At 42.4% G+C, this 18,255-nt stretch carries 13 protein-coding genes and 2 pseudogenes; all 15 read right to left on the bottom strand.

Features of this window, described 5'->3' with window-relative positions:
• Positions 1-61 precede the first annotated feature (61 nt).
• Entirely contained in the window at positions 62-1,816 is a 1,755-nt protein-coding gene (locus tag VSQ62_RS04215) for a glycosyltransferase (RefSeq protein ID WP_334633407.1), read from the bottom strand.
• Positions 1,817-1,836: 20 nt separating this feature from the next.
• Positions 1,837-2,871, bottom strand: a complete 1,035-nt coding sequence (locus tag VSQ62_RS04210) for a GNAT family N-acetyltransferase (RefSeq protein WP_334633406.1) — start codon at positions 2,869-2,871, stop codon at positions 1,837-1,839.
• A 37-nt stretch (positions 2,872-2,908) separates the two neighbouring features.
• The gene (locus VSQ62_RS04205; RefSeq protein ID WP_334633404.1) at positions 2,909-3,889 is read right to left on the bottom strand and encodes an ATP-grasp domain-containing protein; all 981 of its coding nucleotides are present in this window, start codon (positions 3,887-3,889) and stop codon (positions 2,909-2,911) included.
• On the bottom strand, positions 3,886-5,067 hold the full coding sequence (locus tag VSQ62_RS04200; protein ID WP_334633402.1) for a type III PLP-dependent enzyme domain-containing protein: 1,182 nt from the start codon (positions 5,065-5,067) through the stop codon (positions 3,886-3,888). Before VSQ62_RS04200 ends, VSQ62_RS04205 begins: the two co-directional genes overlap by 4 nt.
• Positions 5,064-5,732, bottom strand: coding sequence for a sugar transferase (locus VSQ62_RS04195; RefSeq protein ID WP_334633401.1), 669 nt, complete (start codon positions 5,730-5,732; stop codon positions 5,064-5,066). The genes VSQ62_RS04200 and VSQ62_RS04195 overlap by 4 nt, the downstream gene beginning before the upstream one ends.
• 15 nt (positions 5,733-5,747) lie before the next feature.
• Positions 5,748-6,992, bottom strand: a complete 1,245-nt coding sequence (locus tag VSQ62_RS04190; protein WP_334633400.1) for a nucleotide sugar dehydrogenase — start codon at positions 6,990-6,992, stop codon at positions 5,748-5,750.
• Between the two features lie 54 nt (positions 6,993-7,046).
• Positions 7,047-8,160 (bottom strand): annotated as a pseudogene (locus tag VSQ62_RS04185) (DegT/DnrJ/EryC1/StrS family aminotransferase).
• 427 nt (positions 8,161-8,587) lie between these two features.
• A pseudogene (locus tag VSQ62_RS04180) lies at positions 8,588-9,053 on the bottom strand (sugar transferase).
• A 30-nt stretch (positions 9,054-9,083) separates the two neighbouring features.
• Positions 9,084-10,370 (bottom strand): DegT/DnrJ/EryC1/StrS family aminotransferase, encoded by a 1,287-nt coding sequence (locus tag VSQ62_RS04170; protein ID WP_334633398.1) that lies wholly within the window; start codon positions 10,368-10,370, stop codon positions 9,084-9,086.
• 606 nt (positions 10,371-10,976) lie between these two features.
• A complete protein-coding gene (locus tag VSQ62_RS04165) occupies positions 10,977-11,792 on the bottom strand; it encodes a hypothetical protein (protein WP_334633397.1) in 816 nt (271 codons plus the stop codon).
• A 44-nt stretch (positions 11,793-11,836) separates the two neighbouring features.
• Entirely contained in the window at positions 11,837-12,343 is a 507-nt protein-coding gene (gene loaP / locus VSQ62_RS04160; protein ID WP_334633396.1) for an antiterminator LoaP, read from the bottom strand.
• A 616-nt stretch (positions 12,344-12,959) separates the two neighbouring features.
• The gene (locus VSQ62_RS04155) at positions 12,960-14,822 is read right to left on the bottom strand and encodes a polysaccharide biosynthesis protein (RefSeq protein WP_334633395.1); all 1,863 of its coding nucleotides are present in this window, start codon (positions 14,820-14,822) and stop codon (positions 12,960-12,962) included.
• A gap of 196 nt (positions 14,823-15,018) precedes the next feature.
• On the bottom strand, positions 15,019-16,431 hold the full coding sequence (locus VSQ62_RS04150) for an LCP family protein (RefSeq protein ID WP_334633393.1): 1,413 nt from the start codon (positions 16,429-16,431) through the stop codon (positions 15,019-15,021).
• A gap of 228 nt (positions 16,432-16,659) precedes the next feature.
• A complete protein-coding gene (locus VSQ62_RS04145; RefSeq protein WP_334633391.1) occupies positions 16,660-17,196 on the bottom strand; it encodes a bL17 family ribosomal protein in 537 nt (178 codons plus the stop codon).
• 93 nt (positions 17,197-17,289) lie between these two features.
• A complete protein-coding gene (locus VSQ62_RS04140) occupies positions 17,290-18,249 on the bottom strand; it encodes a DNA-directed RNA polymerase subunit alpha (protein WP_334633390.1) in 960 nt (319 codons plus the stop codon).
• Between the last annotated feature and the right edge of the window lie 6 nt (positions 18,250-18,255).

Here is an 18,255-nt window from a genome sequence, read left to right as displayed (position 1 = left end):
CTCCACTTTATACTCTATGAGTTCTATAAAACATATCTTTCGTACTCAATACCCATCGAAATTATGACAATTGGTCACAAAGCAACTTATATGTATTTGCCCGATCAAACAATCGTTCCGCACAACTCCGTGAATGCTCCCCCATTTTTCTTCGTAAAACTATATTTTCCGAGAGACCAACTATAGCATCCCTCAAATTATCCTCACTATTGCAACCACAATTGATTCCCATTTCCTCGCCTATTATTAGTTCTTGGTATTCCTCACTTCTCTGAGTGTTAATGACAGGTTTTCCGGAAGCCGCATAATCAGCATGTTTATTAATTATAGTTGCCACTGAACTACCGATTATTGGATTAACAACTATATCACAAGCTAGAAGAACACCACACATTTGTTCATATGGAAGTCTGCCTGTAAAGATAACTGCTAATCCTTCTGCCTGCTTTCTGTACTCTCTTTCCAGCGGTCCATCACCCATAACAATAAAACGGAGATTTTTCAACTTAGCTTTTCTTATTGCTTCAAAAACCAGCGGCAAATTATAGCTTGTTCCAAGCGTACCAGAGTATCCAAGCCAGATTTCGCCTTTATTCTTAACTAGTCCGCAATACCTCCTCCCCCGATTGGTCAGAACGGATTCTTCTAAAAGCTTATAAGTGGCTTTTCTATCAAATCGTTCCGCTGCACACTTTCGGGAGTTTTCACCCATTCGCAGTCTCAATTCCTTATCTACAGATAATACTTTTAACTTCTCAGCAAGATCATTTGCATCATTATTTTTGCAATTGAATCCCATCTGATACTGTTCAATAAGACTTCTATACTCATCACTCTCCTGAGTGCTTATAACAGAAATACCTGATGCCGCATAATCAGCATGCTTATTAATAATACTTTGCGCAGCCATATGTGAAATAGGATTCACAGCAATATCACAGGCTGACACCAGACTGCACATTTGATTGTATTGAAGTCGGCCTACAAACTCAGCCCTAATCCTCTTATTAATCGAATACTCTTTAAACTCCTCTAATCTTGGGCCGTCACCCATAACAACAAGCCTTATCTTAGAGTCATCAAGTAAAGCCATGGCATCTATCACACATGTAATATCGTATGAACTCCCCAGCGTCCCACAATAAGCAAGCCATACTTCATCAGCATTCTTTTCCAATATCGGATTTTCAGCTGCAAATTTATCAAATGTCGATAACTCAGTACCAAGAAAAACTGTCGTGGTGGTATTCACTTTTTTGTTTACTCTCAATGCTCTCTGGCAATATGTATCCGAAACAGCGCATATTGCATCTGCCCGTTTGTAAATCCCGTTTGCCAATGTTTTAAAAGGAGCAAACACCACATCACTCAGCAGTGGAATATTTACAACCATCTGAAATGCTTCTGGCCAAAGATCCTGAACATCTATAACGAATCTTATCTTTTCTTTTTCGCAAAACTTCGCAACAAGATAGGGACCCGTTAGTGATGGTACTGCACAATAAACCACATCAGGTTTTTTATCGCGGTGTCTGATATATTTGATTACATTTTTTCCCCAGATATAATGGCTTAGAAATCTTTTAATACAAACATTCTTGCGATATCCAGGCTCTTCTATAAAAGTAACCTTAAAAGGCCATTCAGCCAAAGGTTCTCGCCTATGTTTTTTTGTTGTATGCCTAAAACTGCTTGTGACTATTTCTACCTTGTTATCATCTGAATTTCTTACCAGCATCTTAGCCAGATATAGAAAGCGATCATTATCTGTAATAGAAAAGTCTTCACAAAATTCTGAAATGATAACAATATCCATCCAATTCCTCGCCTCTATCTTTATCCTCTATATTTAGGAAAGTAGTTCGTTGTTTCAATATTACTTCTTAGCTCTACCAATAAATCATATAGCTCCCTGTTGTATATCTTTTTACCTATGTAGAATCTATTTAAGCCGCCCTTATAGAAAGCTCTTTTAAACTTAAACAGGCTGTCTTCTCCAGATCCGACTCCTCCACCAAGGTATAGTGTCTTGTATCCATTAGCACATCCCCACAGAGCAGCCTGTTGCAAAAGCAGGTTGGTTGGTGCTAAAGAACTGAACTCACGAAGTGATCCTGACAAGTGATAATTCATTCTTCTGTTTGCAGCCAACATAATACTTGCAGCGATGATCTGATCGTCTTTCTCAGCCCAGAATACCTGTGCATTAAGTGGTAGATCCTCTAAGACCGATTTGTAGAACTCCTCTCCAAAGTAGTAGTATTCTTCAGCATGATCCTTGTCCATGGTTTCATTGTATATCACATGAAACTTCTCATAGATTTCCGGGAATCGACCATTATATATCTTGATGTTGTTCTTAATTGCCTTACGAATCATATTCCTGTTCTTACTGATGATGTTATTCCAGATATCTTCTGGACTTGAGAGATCCATATGAACAACTTCTCCCAATTGGATGACCTCATAGAACGATGTTGAGAGATCGTGGTTTTTAACCATCGGATGGAAACGGACAAATTCACTGATTATTCCGTTCTTCTGAATCCAATTTTCGTAGGCTTTGAAGAGTTCTTCAACTTCTCCGCCCTCAATGATCCATCCACCATAGCCATAAGGAGTAGCAAGATCGAAATACTGGTTTTCCTCTATCTCCCCCTTGAAGCGCTCATCCTTGCCAACATCACGTTTCATAACCACATTGATGCCACGAGTATTTGAATCTTCATAGAAAAACAGCAAGGGTTCGCCATCACCATGAATCTGAAATGCTTTAACATAACCGCTCAGCCAGTAAACATCATATTCTTTGAAGGAGCAAACTACAGCATCCCACTGTTCTGACTGTTCTATCGTATAAACCTTAATCATGCCGCCACCTCCGAAATAATTAGAGATGGCAAAAAAATCAGTCTATAACTGTCCCCCCCCCCCGGATAATTTTCACTTCGTTATACTTCATCATATAAATGCCCTCGTCATAGGCAGCTATATTTTTGTGGTTTACCACACCATTCAAGTTGTTAAGAATCAACTGCATATGGTCACATCCACTTTCATAAGCATGTGGATACCCACCGCCAAATCGTGGATTGACCTCACTAATGTAGTACTGTCCGTTGATCTCAAAAATATCTATATCAATCTGACCTCTATAGCCCGCTTCCAGCACAAACTCTTCAATCAAAGCGAAGAGCTCAGGATCTTTAAAACTAACGGACTTATCTGTTTCTCCGGCGCGCATCTTAATCTTCTTCTTTGTGAAGATAGAAACGACTTCGCCGGTAATCATGTCGATATAAACATCCGCACCGATTTCTTGTCCCTTCAATAACTCCTGAATCATCAAATCATCCTCATGGGCAAACAGGACATCAATCGTTTCTCTATCATAGACCTTAGAGATACTGATGCTAGCAGATCCTCTGTACGGTTTAACGAAGACAGGATAAGTAACTATCCCTTCATCCACAGCCTTGTAAAACGCATCCTTTTCCATCCAAGAACGAGCACAATTGTAACCATGCTCTTTCAACCACTTATACATTTGCATCTTATCGAGTGCCATTTCACAGAGCTCATAAGAGCTGCCAACAACAGTTGTCCCTACTGCTTTAAACTTATCTTCGTTAGTAGCAAGAAGGCTTAATTCTGGATCAATAAGGCTCAAAACTCCACTGATCTCTTCCTTTTTACAGATATCTATAATTCTTTCTATGTATCCAGGTCCGTTTATTGGTGGCACAATATAGTATTTATCAGCATCATAGATGGCCGGTCCGAGTGTGCTTGCGTCTGTAGCAACCACATTTCCAATCCCATCAAACGTTCTTTTAAAATACTGGACAATCTTATTTCTTGTTCCAGCTGCTAAAATCAATATATTCATTCAACTATACTCCCAATCTTGTAATCACTCTCAGTCCATCTCTTGCGGACTATTTTAATCGCCTCTCCATCTCTAACATATACATCTGGATACCATTTTATAAACAATGGGGAGAGGCACATGGTATATGCTCCTACCTTGTGATAAACTATTTGATCACCAGGCTGTAACTCTTCCCCTTCCTGAATCTCAAAGAGCCTGTCATGCTCCATACATGTAAAACCTGTGATTATTTGCCTATTAACAATCCTTCGGCCTTGTTTACCAGTATATTTCACTTCATAGAAATATGCACTCTTCGTCATCAATGGGTCAATTTGCGTCCGGCTTCCGTCAGTATTAATGAATGTTGATTTATCTGTAACCTTGACATCCAACACTGTAGTCACAAAATCTACTGTAGCTGCAACTAAAGCATTCCCAGGCTCAACAATAAGCGTTGTATTATCCGGATTATAATACTGACGTAAGGTACGACCCACCATATCGAAATACTCAGGAAACTGAGGCTTGGTTTCTAATCCGCCAAAAAAACCTCCACCTATATCTATATACGATAAATTCAATTCATACTTTTTCCCAATCTCTACAGCGACTTCAGCTATTGCCCTATAAACCTCTGGCATTCTCGTTCTGGAACTCTTATGTAAATGAAGTCCCGTAACTTTTACACCTTTAGTCTCAATCCTAGCGATTGCTTTTTTTAGTTCTCCATTCTCATAACAAAACCCGAATCTTCCACCATCCTTAGGACACTGCTCATGACCGGGATAGCGTCCTTCAATATCAAAATTCACTCGTACCCCTACTTCATATTGACCTTTATCCAACGAATCCAGCCATTCAATCTCATACTCCGAATCAATATTAACTATTGCATGATTTCTAACCGCCTCTAAAAAAGATTCTTTGCTCTTTGCTATTCCGTTATATATGAACTTCGCTTTCGAAACACCTATTGATACCGCTAAAGAATATTCATCATCAGATACAACTTCCGCATAGCATCCCTTTTCCTTGAAGTACTCAATAAACCACGGAAGCGAATTTGTCTTATAAGAATATCCGATAATATAATTATTCCATGCATCTTGTAGGGCGCTATTTAGCTTATTTAACCCTGTATCAAGACCTAATTTATCGATCAAAAAATAGGGTGTCTTCAATTCATATATCATTGCGTCATTTCACTCTTTCTAATTTCATCCAAAAATCCTTCATCAACAGATTCAGGATCCTCAGCCACATCTTCCCGCTTAAATACTTTTTCTATTGTTTTGAGCACTATCTTTACATCTCCAAAAAATGTTATATTGCTCACATATTGCACATCAAAGGCCAATCTTTGATCCCATTTGACTAGATTTCTTCCGTTTACCTGCGCAAGCCCTGACAATCCCGGTCTCACATCATGACGATGACGTTCTTCTTCCGTGTAATATGGAAGATACTGGATTAAAAGCGGTCTGGGACCGATAAGGGACATATCTCCCTTAAGAATATTGAACGCCTCCGGTATCTCGTCCATGCTGGTCCGGCGTAGCCAGGCCCCAAATGAAGTCAATCTATCGCAATCCGGTAACAATTCACCATTATCATCCCTTGCATCTGTCATTGTTCTAAACTTATACAGATTAAAGATTCTTTCTTTGCCTGTATGCGGATCTATTCTTCCTGGTCTCGCTTGCTTAAATATAACCGGCGACCCCATTTTGACCCTAACCAATATAGCAATTATGGAATATAACCAACCGAATAGAATAATGACCATCAAAGAACATATAATATCCAAAACCCTTTTAAAGTATCTCTCATACAAACCTTTTTTTCTCTGAAGTTCCATATTGTAGCTCCAGTCTTAATCTCTTCGGAATAAATCTCTAGTGTAAACTTTTTCTGACACATCATCTAATGAGGAATCATATCGGTTTGCTATAATTGCATCACACTGAGATTTGAATTTATCTATATCATTCACAACAACACTTCCAAAAAAAGTTGTACCATCCTTCAATGTGGGTTCAAAAATGATAACCTGCGCACCATTTGCCTTTATTCGCTTCATTACGCCCTGAATACTACTCTGCCTGAAATTATCACTGTTGCTTTTCATTGTTAAACGATAAACGCCGATAGTAACTGATTTTTCCTTCGAAAAATCATAATCGAAGTCATAATCGTAGCCATAATAGCCGGCTTTAGTAAGAACCTGATGAGCAATGAATTCTTTTCTTGTCTTATTCGCCTCTACAATTGCTCCTATTATGTTTGACGGAACATCATGAAAATTAGCCAAAAGCTGTTTTGTGTCCTTAGGCAAGCAGTATCCACCATAACCAAAACTCGGATTGTTATAATAATCTCCGATTCGCGGATCCAGGCTAACACCCTTTATAATATCAGCTGTGGACAATCCTTTTAATTCAGCATAGGTATCAAGTTCATTGAAATAACTCACACGGAGCGCAAGATAAGTGTTGGCAAATAGCTTTACCGCCTCTGCTTCCGTCAAACCCATATGAAGTACTTCGATATCCTTTTTCTCCGCGCCTTCTACAAGCAATTTTGCAAACATTTCTGCGGATTCCCTTATCTTTTCATCGCTTCCAACGATGATCCTGCTCGGATACAAGTTATCATACAGAGCCTTGCTCTCCCGCAGGAACTCTGGTGAGAAAAGAATCCTGTCTGTCCCAAACTTCTCTCTAACCTTTACGGTATAGCCTACCGGAATCGTACTCTTGATGATCATGACAGCCTTATCGCTGCACTTAAGAACCAGATCAATTACACTTTCAACTGCGGAACAGTCGAAGAAGTTTTTCTGCGGATCATAATTTGTCGGTGCAGCTATAATGACAAAATCCGCATCCCTATATGCCGATGCGCCATCCGTCGTAGCAGTAAGATTTAGTTTTCTTTTTCCCTCTTTTGCTTCAGCGAGAAACTTCTCTATGTATTCATCCTGAATGGGTGAAATATAATTATTCAGCTTCTCTACCTTCTCAGACACTATATCAACCGCTGTCACCTGATTATGCTGTGACAGCAACACTGCTAACGACAGTCCGACATATCCTGTCCCGGCTACAGCTATATTCATAAAGCAATTTAACCTCTCATTTTTGTCAAATAACATTGAGCGTCGATTGATAATTTATTCAAAGCAAGCCTTGATAATATCGATAATCACATCCTGCTGTTCCGCCGTCATCTTGTTATCGCTCGGCAGACACAGTCCTCTGTTGAAGATATCCAAGCCCACATCTACAGCCTCACCCTCTATGTATGCGTTTGTCATTGCTCTTCCGCTGCCGCTTCTGGTGATAAACGGATTCATCCTGTAGATTGGCTACATATGCATCGGTTTCCAGATTGGTCTACCCTCCGCATTGACGGATGCGATAGCTTCCAGTATCTCCGTAGGACAGCTCTTTCCCTTCTCCGGTACATAGAGTGCCTTTGTCTATGATCTCGCCTGCTCGCACATAGCATCTTTGTCTATGATCTGACAGCTCATCCAGAAATTCGGCTCACTGTTCTCCGCATCATACGGATTCATGGATACCGGCAGCCCTTTCAGCCCTTCCCTGTATCTCTCATAGATAGCCTTTTTCTGTGCGATATGCTCTTCCAAATGCGGATACTGACCTCTTACTACTCCGGCAATCACATTAAACATACGGTAGTTGTATCCAATCTCTTCATGCTGATACCACGGAGCCGCTTCCTCAATGATGACGGCTCCGTGCCTGTCGCAGATATCCTTCAGCTCGTCGATCTTGCCTGGCGTACCGTACAGGTGCGCCATGACTACCAGTTTCACTTCCGGATAGATTTCAAAAGCCTTTTCCAGCGATACGGGATCCATGTTCCAGGTATCTTCTTCCGTATCGATGAATACGGGTATGCCTCCCTCATAGCAGATTGGATTCACCGTTGCATCAAAGGTCATATCGCTGGCAAATACCCGCTTGCCGTCAAGCGCCCCTTTATTAAACGCCGGCTGTCCGTACAGTTCCTGCCCCGCAAGCTTCATCGCCAGATGCAGGGCAGCCGTACCTGCAGACAGAGCCACAGCATACTTGCACCCTATCTTCTCGCAGGTGATCCGCTCCACTTCGTTGATGTTCTCGCCGAGCGTAGACATCCAGTTCGTCCTGTAACGCCTTGGTGACATATTCCAGTTCTTCCCCGTGCATAGTCGGAGAAGACAAATATAACTTCTTCTCAAAAGGCTTAAACCTGTTGTTCTCAAAATCAAATGCCATGTCTTATGTATTTCCGCCTTTCCCGTTACGCTTCATCTTCAAAGCGCACCAAACCAATTCTTTTAGAAATCTATCTATGTCCAAGCAGACTTATCCTTCAAAATCTCCGCCGGGGTACTCCCCCGGCGAAGACCGCCCAACCGGAATTCAAAATGAGGATTAACCAAACAATCAAAGCCTCTCAATCCACCCTCAGGCTTTTGACACCGACCGGACAACCTTGCGGGCTTCATGAGAAAAATCCGCTTTGATTGTCATCGTAATCTCGGGTAGTTGGGTGTAAAATTACAACACCTATCACTCTGTATTTTTTCATTTTTCCGGAGGCGTAAAATCCCTTCAAATCTGCCCCTGCTCTACCCAAAAGTTTGCCCTTTTAAAGAAAACTTGAATTCAGGCACCAGAAAATGTCTGAAACCCTTTGTTTTCAAGCACTTTGGCATAGAATGCCCTCGATATTCGCATGATCTGCGATAGTAGAAAATAGGTCATGACCCCTGTGGAAATGTATTGGACTAACCTCACGAAACCCTTTATTTTCAAGGCCTTCCGTGGTTTGTCCTATTATAACGCGTCCATCGATAGATGCAACTCTAATTGCCTTTCCCACTTTCGTCAATCTCTTTTCATCAGGTAAGAGAGTTCCTTCTGTATTTTTTTCATTAGTCATGGATCTAAACTTATAAAGCCGAAATATTCTTTCCTTTCCTGTTTTGGGGTCTATTAGCCCTGGGCGCTCTTGTGAAAAATACCGGAGAACCAATTTTGATTTTTACAATCAGTGCGGTAATCCCAATTACTGGAGAAAACACAATCAAAGCAACAGACGCTAAAAAGCAATCTAATGGACGCTTTACATATCTTTCATATGGTCCATAACATTTATGTTCCATAAACTCGACTTCTCCCTCTATCGTCTAAACTTACTCAAAACACGCTCTGATTACTTTAATAATCTGATCCTGTTGCTCCGGTGTCATCTTGTTATCACTTGGCAGGCATAATCCTCTTTCAAAGATGTCCATTCCGACATCTACAGCCTTTTCATCAATATAAGCATTGGTCATTGCCCTGCCGTTACCTCTGTGAGTAATAAACCCATTCAGTCTAAAGATTGGCTGCATATGCATCGGCTTCCAGATTGGTCTTCCTTCAGCGTTAATGGACGCAATTGCTTCCAGAATCTCTGTAGGGCAGGACTTCCCCGCTTCCTTCACATAGCAGACGTCCCGTTCGCCTCTTACCTGTTTACACATAGCGTCAGAATCTATGATCAGACAGCTGAGCCAGAAGTTAGGTTCACTCATTTCTACATCATACGGATTCATAGATACCGGAAGATCTTTAACTCCCTCTTTATATCTCTCATAGATCGCCTTCTTCTGTGCAATATGCTCTTCTAGATGTGGATATTGACCTCTTACAACACCAGCAATCACATTGGACATCCGGTAGTTGTATCCCAACTCTTCATGCTGGTACCAAGCGGTATTCTCTCTAGCCTGTGTTGACCATTTACGGACCTTATTTGCAGCATCCAGACTATCTGTCAACAGCATTCCGCCTGCAGATCCAGTAATAATTTTGTTGCCATTAAAGCTGATGCAGTTATACTTTCCAAATACGCCGGTTTGGATTCCTTTATAGGATGCTCCTAGTGATTCTGCAGCATCTTCTATAATCATTGCACCATGCTTTTCACACACAGCCTTCAATTCATCAATCTTTCCAGGTGTACCATACAGATGCGCCATAACAATCAGTTTCACTTCCGGATAGATCTCAAATGCCTTTTCCAGAGCAACAGGATCCATATTCCAGGTATCCTCTTCTGTATCAATAAATACCGGAATACCTCCCTCATAAACGATCGGATTCACTGTCGCATCAAATGTCATATCACTGGCGAATACTCTTTTGCCTTCCAATGTACCATGCCCTACATCTGGTTGACCATAGAGATTCTGCCCCGCCAGCTTCATGGCCATGTGCAAAGCCGCCGTACCTGTAGAAAGCGCGACTGCGTACTTGCACCCAATTTTCTCACAGGTTATTTTCTCGATTTCAGTAATATTCTTTCCTATTGTAGACATCCAGTTTGTCTTATAGGCTTCGGTAATATAATCAAGTTCTTCTCCGTGCGTAGTCGGAGAAGAGAGCCATACCTTATTTTCAAATGACTCAAAACTATTGGATTTATTAAATGCCATAACTGTGTCTATCCGCCTTTCTGGTTCCATTTCGTCTTCAACGCGTTATCGAACCATTCCTTAACAAACATATATACTTAAGCAATACTTCTCTTTTAATAATCTCTGCAAAAGTTGTCTTTGGCAGAGACCCAATCTTCCAGAATACCAAGTAGAGAACAATCTAGGCATACCACTTATACCATCAAGCTATTTGATTACTGCAGAGCACCCATCAAGCTTCATAAAAGTAATCTGCTTTGATTATCCCCGCTGTACAGGGAAATTCCGGCAATTCCCTATATTGTCAATTCGCCAGCTAATTACTATCGTCAGTTATCAATATCTGCTCCCCTGGCCCAAGTAATTCACAGATTGTAATCCGCTTTGTCAAGATAAGAACTAGAACCAATTTCATATACAATGGAAGAAGAATTGTAAGTTCTCAAAAATATAAAATCACATCAAAAAATCTTTTCAGGTATTTCTCGTATATCCCTATTTTCGATCTGACCTATGCAAGCGACAACTTTCCTCCTTCCTCAGCAAGCAGACTATCCTGAACATACAAAAAACAGCACTGCTGAAACAGATTAAAGCTGGTATCAATATAAAAAAGTTTCATCTTCAACATACAATAGTCCCTATAATTTTAATATTTCTATCATCTACTAACTCCCGTTCTTCCTTAATAAGCCTTTCATAAGATCCGCCTACCTTCTCCACAAACAAAACCCCTTCATAATACTCCAACTTCTTAAGTGCCGCCGCATGAAACACAATCTGTCTATACGGAGAAAATGTAACATCCTCTATCTCTTCCGCAAGCCATTCACATATTTCAATCACATCATCACTTGCAACAGTCCCAGCAATCATGACCCGTTTTATCTTTTCTTCAGAGTTTCTATGAATCGCGCTCTGCACATTAACCGCTGCAATCTTTATCTGCTCATTCCTTGGAATCTTCGCATAAGGTCCCTCTTCTAACCGGCAGATCCACCGGTCTACAAACCCAAATATCTTCCTCTTCGTTTCTTTTTTCCGAATTACCCCCAACAACGGCATACCAAACTTTTTCTGGAAATTCCGCTCACTATGCAATTTCCCACTTATGACATAGTTCATACAAAATAGCAAACATATTAAACATATCCCGCCAACCATACCAACGATCGCAAACTTGACGGCCGAAGAAACCGGATCCTCAAATACGATCGGTTCACTCTCAATAGTTGTCTCCCCTTCCACCGGTTCCGCCATATCTTGCTTAATTTGTTCCTCTTTCTTCACCTGATTATCTTCAATCGTAGCCTGATATTTATATACTCCCGTAAGAATAGCGAAAAGCACCATACCTACAATGATCCACCTCCATCTCTTCAGGCAATAAAACATTAGATCAATCAGATCAATCTCATTAACTTCCTGATATTCCTCCATCGGCAAATTCTCCTCTCTCAATTTAAAAGCGAAGATATAACCTTCTATATCTTCGCTACAATCTCCAACCCTACCTGTATTTTCTGCACTCTGCCGAACATTGGCATCTCTAAAAATGCTCGACGCTTATGGCGATCGATCTTCTTTATATATCCTTCTTTACCCATCAAAGGCCCCGACATCACTACTACTCTTGAATTTTCAATAATCCCTTCTGATACGGCAACAACTTGCTCCTCTCCTCCAAATGATTTAAGAAAATGTACTTCTTCCTTCGTGAGGGGAACTACCTGATCACCTGTTTTCAGGAGTTTTGTAAGTCCTGTAACTTGCCGCAAATTCGAATACAGTCTCACGACCTCCTGTGAATCCAAAAATACATATCCAGGGAATAAAATCTTCCTCTGCGTCATCCATTCTCCTTTTATATTCCGTTTTTCTTCATAATAAGGGATAAAACAATCCTCCAGCACTTCCGAAGATATATCTTTCTGACACTGCAGTTGAATATTCTCTTCCGAACCGGTGCGCACCTGCATCACGTACCACATAGCCTTCTCCTTATCTTTATTCCTACAAATATCAAAATTAGAAGAACATTCCACATATCCATGCAAACTGTCAAAACATCTGACTTCTTCCTGTCTGCTGAATATCGTGCAATGTCCGATTTATCAAATTACTCTGTAAATCCTAAATGTACATATCTATAATTTTTAAAATAAGCCTCAACAAAATATAAACTTAATAAAATAACACTCCATAACCTTAAATTCCTTCAAGGTTATGGAGTGTTATTTTAGTAAATCTACATTCAAGCAATCAAATACCCTCCCCATTCAAAATGGGTAAGCTTCGCCATTCCGTCTTCAAATCAGGCGGATTACTAATTCTTTCATGACAACTTAAATTTCCAAACGCGGCGAAGCGACGATTTGGAAACCCAAGAATTTTTCATAAAGTTTAAAATCTATAATCTAAATCGAATAACCAACATATTCAATCAGTTACTCCTATAATAAAATAGCCTATTTACATCAATTTGTCAAGCTATTTCATCCATCCCACCACTGGCAATAACTCTCACTTTTGCCTAAATCTTACTGTTTTTACTACTCTCTGTATCACAACAATATATCTGTTATTGCTGCACACTATATCCTGCCATCAATCCTGCTTCTTCCACTGATAAGTCGGCACGATCTCAGCCACGATCTCCTTAATCTTCTCCGACTCATGCTCACTGGCCTCATCCAGCACCTTCAGCTTCTCCTCGAACCAGTCGTCATCCATCTCAATCGGATGTCCGATATGGATCAGCTCATTCGCCGTATCCTGCAAGCCTTCCTCGCTCATCAGAAGCTCCTCAAACAGCTTCTCGCCAGGTCTAAGTCCCGTATATACGATCGGAATATCAATATCCGGCGTATAGCCCGACAGACGGATCAGATTACGCGCCATATCGTCGATCCGAACAGGCTCGCCCATATCCAAGATGAAGATCTCCCCGCCCTTGGCATAATAAGACGCCTGCAGCACCAGAGACACCGCCTCCGGGATCGTCATGAAGTACCGGATGATATCCTTATCCGTGACAGTAACCGGACCGCCCTCTGCGATCTGCTTCTTGAACAGCGGAATCACACTCCCATTGCTGCCCAGAACGTTGCCGAACCGGACCGCCACAAAATCCGTCTCACACTTACGGTCCATCATCTGGATCACCATCTCACATAGACGCTTGGAAGCTCCCATAATATTCGTCGGATTCACGGCCTTATCTGTAGAAATGAATACGAACTTCCTGACTCCAACTCGTGCTGCCGCTTTGGCAGTCTTATAAGTACCGATGACATTATTCTTGATAGCCTCATTCGGACTCTCCTCCATCAGCGGTACATGCTTATGAGCCGCCGCATGGTAGATAATATCCGGCTCATATGTATCCATCACCCAATTGATCCGGTTCGTGTTCCGCACAGAGCCGATCAGGGCGATGACCTCAAGATTCCTATGAGTACGCTTAAGCTCCTGCTGAATCTCATAAGCGTTATTTTCATATATATCAAATATGATCAGACGCTTCGGCCTTGCCTTCGCGATCTGACGGCATAACTCGCTTCCGATAGAACCGCCGCCCCCGGTAACCATAACAACCTGATTCCTAATCGCCGCCAGGATCTCATCATTATTAACCTTGACCTGCGCCCGGCCAAGCAAGTCTGTAATCTCCACGTCGCGGACCCTGCTGACGCTTACCTCTCCATTGATGAGCTGCGCCACACTTGGAACCGTCTGAAGCTTACAGTTCGTCTCCTTACAGATATTCAAGATATCCTTCCGATTCTTCCCGGTTGTCGCCGGAATCGCGTAAATGATATGATTGATCCTGTACTTCTTTACCATCTCCAGGATATCATACCGGTTACCTACGATCGGAATTCCCTCCAAGACTCTGCCCAGCTTATTCGGATTATCGTCAATTACACAGCATACCTTGGTGTGGACTCTCTTGCCGTTGGTCAGTTCCTTGATTAGAACCTGTCCTGCAGCGCCGCCGCCGACCATCATAATCCGATCCGTCTCATCCGCATCCCCATCACTTTTTATCAGATAGAATCTGAAGATCCGATAAGAAAAACGAAGAAACGTCGTAAGCCCGAAGCTTAACATATATCCAACGAAATAATAGGCCTTCGGCATCCTAAGATGCATAAATAACGCTCCGGCAACATATACCAACGCCAGAATCATATATGCCATCACGCTCATCTGAATCTCAGCAATACTCGCCAAACTCCAAACACTGTGATAGAGCTTGCATACATAGAAGATTACGATCGTCGACGCGATCCAGAAAGGCATCGACCACAGATATCCCTGGATATACATGCCCGGAACATTGGTGTACTTGAAATCAAACCGGGCTACCAATGCAACCGCATAGGAAAACATGATAATCAGAGCGTCAATGAATGCAACCATCACGGCCTTATGAACCCAGGTCAATTCAAACTCATGTTTACTCATATTTTTTTACCAACCTACTTTTCCATGTTTTCTTATTCCTATATACGAAAATAAATAACCCAATTGCGATCACTACGGCCGCCGCAATCACTGCTCGCTGTGGATCTACTATTAACATACTTCTCCCGCTCTCTTTCCTCGACTAATTTACTGTAAGCGCTTGGCGAGATCCCCCTCGAACCCAGCGCAAACGACATCATTTTCCCTCTAAAACCAGCCTCATCTTCTCCGACAGCTCTGCGACCGCCGCATCATCCGGCCACATTACATATAGGGGCTGTGATCCAGATGAAAAACAGGTCTGCGTATCTCCTTTACCGCTGGCTGCCTGAGACTCGACATCCCAATCTCCGCCGTCAGATAACTGCATACTAATAAGCTGTGCCATCTCATCCTGCGTCATATTCGTCTCCACCGATTTGCTGATACTCGCCAGTATCTTATTCGCACTGGCAAGAACCGCCGGCGAGGACGCCTTCTTGATAATCGCGGCAAGGACTGCCTCTTGATTCTTCCCCCGCTGGTTATCGCCGTCTGAGAAGCTGTAACGCTCCCGTGAGAATGCAAGCGCCGCGTCGCCGTCCAGATGGTTAATCCCCTCCGAGAAGCTATAGCCGCCCGCGCTGAACGCATATTCAGACTCTACATCCACACCGCCAAGCGCATCTACAATCTTGATCAGGGACGTGAAATTCACCTTTGCATAATAGGATAACTCAACCCCATAGAGATTCTCCAAAGCCGCCATAGACCGATCGACTCCGTAGATACCTGCATGGGTCAATTTGTCTCTGCGTTCCCCTGATATCCCAGGAATCGTCACGTAATAATCTCTTGGTGTCGTTGTCAGAAGAATCTTCTTCGTATCCGGATTCACATTCATAATGATATTGACGTCGCTCCGGCTGGTCGTCGTGATCGCTCCCGAGACATCAATCCCGCTGATATATACATTGAAGGGCTTATTCACACTCCTGCCCGCCGTATCTACCTTCGTCCTGATCTCAAAATGATCCAGAACCTTCACTCTCTCCGAGTATCCCTCTATGGATTCTTCCAATACTCCTGTAAATGCTTCGTTATATACAGCCGCTTGAATCTCACCGTTAAGAAGCGCCGCCGCCTCACTCTGAACTGTATCATACTCAAGAAGCGATATCTCCTGTCCTACACGCGATCTGATCTCACTCAGCATCTTCTCCGTATTCTCCTGGTCCGCATAAGTCTGCCTGCCGAACACATAGTCCTTCGCATCCATAAGATTCTCTGCAGGGTCGTCTATTCTGACAACTACCAGCATATTATCAATCTTATAAGTCGCTCCGCCGACATTGGCAAGCATCGAGTTCGCCGACATGAATATCGTCGCTCCTTTGGCTGCTACCGCCATAAACAGGACGCTCAAGATCATCCCCAGAAGATTCGTCCCAAGACTATCTGAGACCTGCATCACATACGCAGCTATAAGCAGAACAAATACGATTCCCACTATGACAGCAAGCATCTTCATCGGAATCATACCGGTGCTCCACAGGCTGATCACAAGCCATGCAGACATCAAAAGCTGCAATAATATAATGAATTTACCTATGATACCTATGTGTCTCAAGTAAACTTATCTCCTTCTTATAATAAGTATGTACACCCCTCACAGTCTGCTTATTCGTCTCTACTATAAAATACCCTTATTGCGTGCTTTTGTCAAGGCATTTCGACAATCCCATACCTGCAAAAAACGCTTAATTTCTGGTAATTGCGCCTGGAATTTCCTCTATTAGTCAAAAAGGCGCACCCTTACTCTTAGAGTGCGCCATAATCTTACAACATTTACCTTACATTATACAAGCTCAATCAGAACTTCCATCGCAGCGTCACCTTTGCGCTGTCCGATCTTAACGATTCTTGTATAACCACCGTGACGGTTCTCATACTTCGGTGCAATCTCATCGAAAAGCTTCGCAACAAGGTCTACATCCTTCGTATTCTTCTTTCTTCCTGCCTGAGCTGTCGGCACTTCCTTAACCGGATACAGAACCTTGAGCATCTGGCGGCGGGCATGCAGCCTGCTTGGCTGATCCTTCTTGATCTTCTTCTCTACTTCATCGTATACGGTAACCTTCTTGCCGTCTACAACCTCTTTGACCCTCTTGCCGTCCTTGTCCTTGCGGGCAACCTTAGCTTTTACAGTCACTTCGTCGTAGTTATCTCTTTCCTTCACAGCCAGGGCGATCAGATGCTCTGCAATCTTGCGGATCTCTTTTGCCTTCGTTTCTGTGGTAACGATCTTACCGCGGTAGATCAACGCTGTTACCTGGTTTCTCAACAATGCTTTTCTCTGGCTGGATGTCCTGCCGAGCTTTCTATATTTTGCCATTATTCTAATCCTCCATCTATAACACTTGGTTATGCTTCTTCGGGCTTACTAGCCAAATGCTCCGTCATGCTCTTTGGGCTTACTGGCGGACTTCTATTCTTCTCCTCTGCTTAATCCTAAGCCTAATTCATCTAACTTCGCAAGCACTTCCTCTAAGGACTTCCGTCCGAGATTACGCACCTTCATCATATCTTCCGGTGTCCGGTTCGTAAGCTCCTCCACCGTATTGATCCCCGCTCTCTTCAAGCAATTGTAAGAACGAACGGACAACTCTAATTCGTCAATGCTCATCTCAAGGACTTTTTCCTTCTCGTCATCCTCTTTCTCGATCATGACCTCTGCAGCCTGAGCCACTTCAGACAAGTCGATAAAAAGTTTCAGATGCTCGCTTAATACCTTCGCGGCAAGGCTGACCGCCTCATCTGGAAGCAAAGTACCATTGGTATATACGTCTAATGTTAATTTGTCAAAATCTGTAATCTGCCCAACACGTGTATTCTCAACCATAAGGTTTACGCGTTCCACCGGGGTGTAAATAGAATCGATCGGAATCACCGCAATCGGCAATTCATCATTCTTATTCTTATCGGAGCTTACATAGCCCCTGCCCTTTGTGATGGTCAGTTCCATATATAACTTGCTGTCAGCCCCGCCGTTCAATGTAGCGATGACCGTCTCCGGATTCATGATCTCAATATCCTGGTCCACCTGGATATCTGCCGCCGTAACAACTCCTTCTCCTTCAAATTCGATATAAGCTGTCTTAGGCTCATCCGTCTCAGATGTATTCTTAATAGCCAGCGACTTAAGATTCATGATAATCTCAGTAACATCTTCTTTAACACCCGGAATAGAACTGAACTCATGAAGAACGCCGTCAATCTTCACCTGGCTGATCGCAGCTCCCGGCAAAGATGAAAGCATGATTCTTCTCAGAGAATTCCCTAATGTCGTACCATAACCTCTCTCAAGGGGTTCTACAACAAATCTTCCATACTTCTTATCTTCCGAAATCTCAGTTATCTCAATATTGGGTTTATTAAAATCAAACACTAAGTC

It is taken from the genome of Sporofaciens sp. JLR.KK001 (assembly GCF_036941055.1).
Lineage (GTDB): Bacteria > Bacillota > Clostridia > Lachnospirales > Lachnospiraceae > Sporofaciens.
The sequence above is the reverse complement of the archived record's forward strand: the minus strand, read 5'-3'. Positions and strand labels throughout refer to the sequence as shown.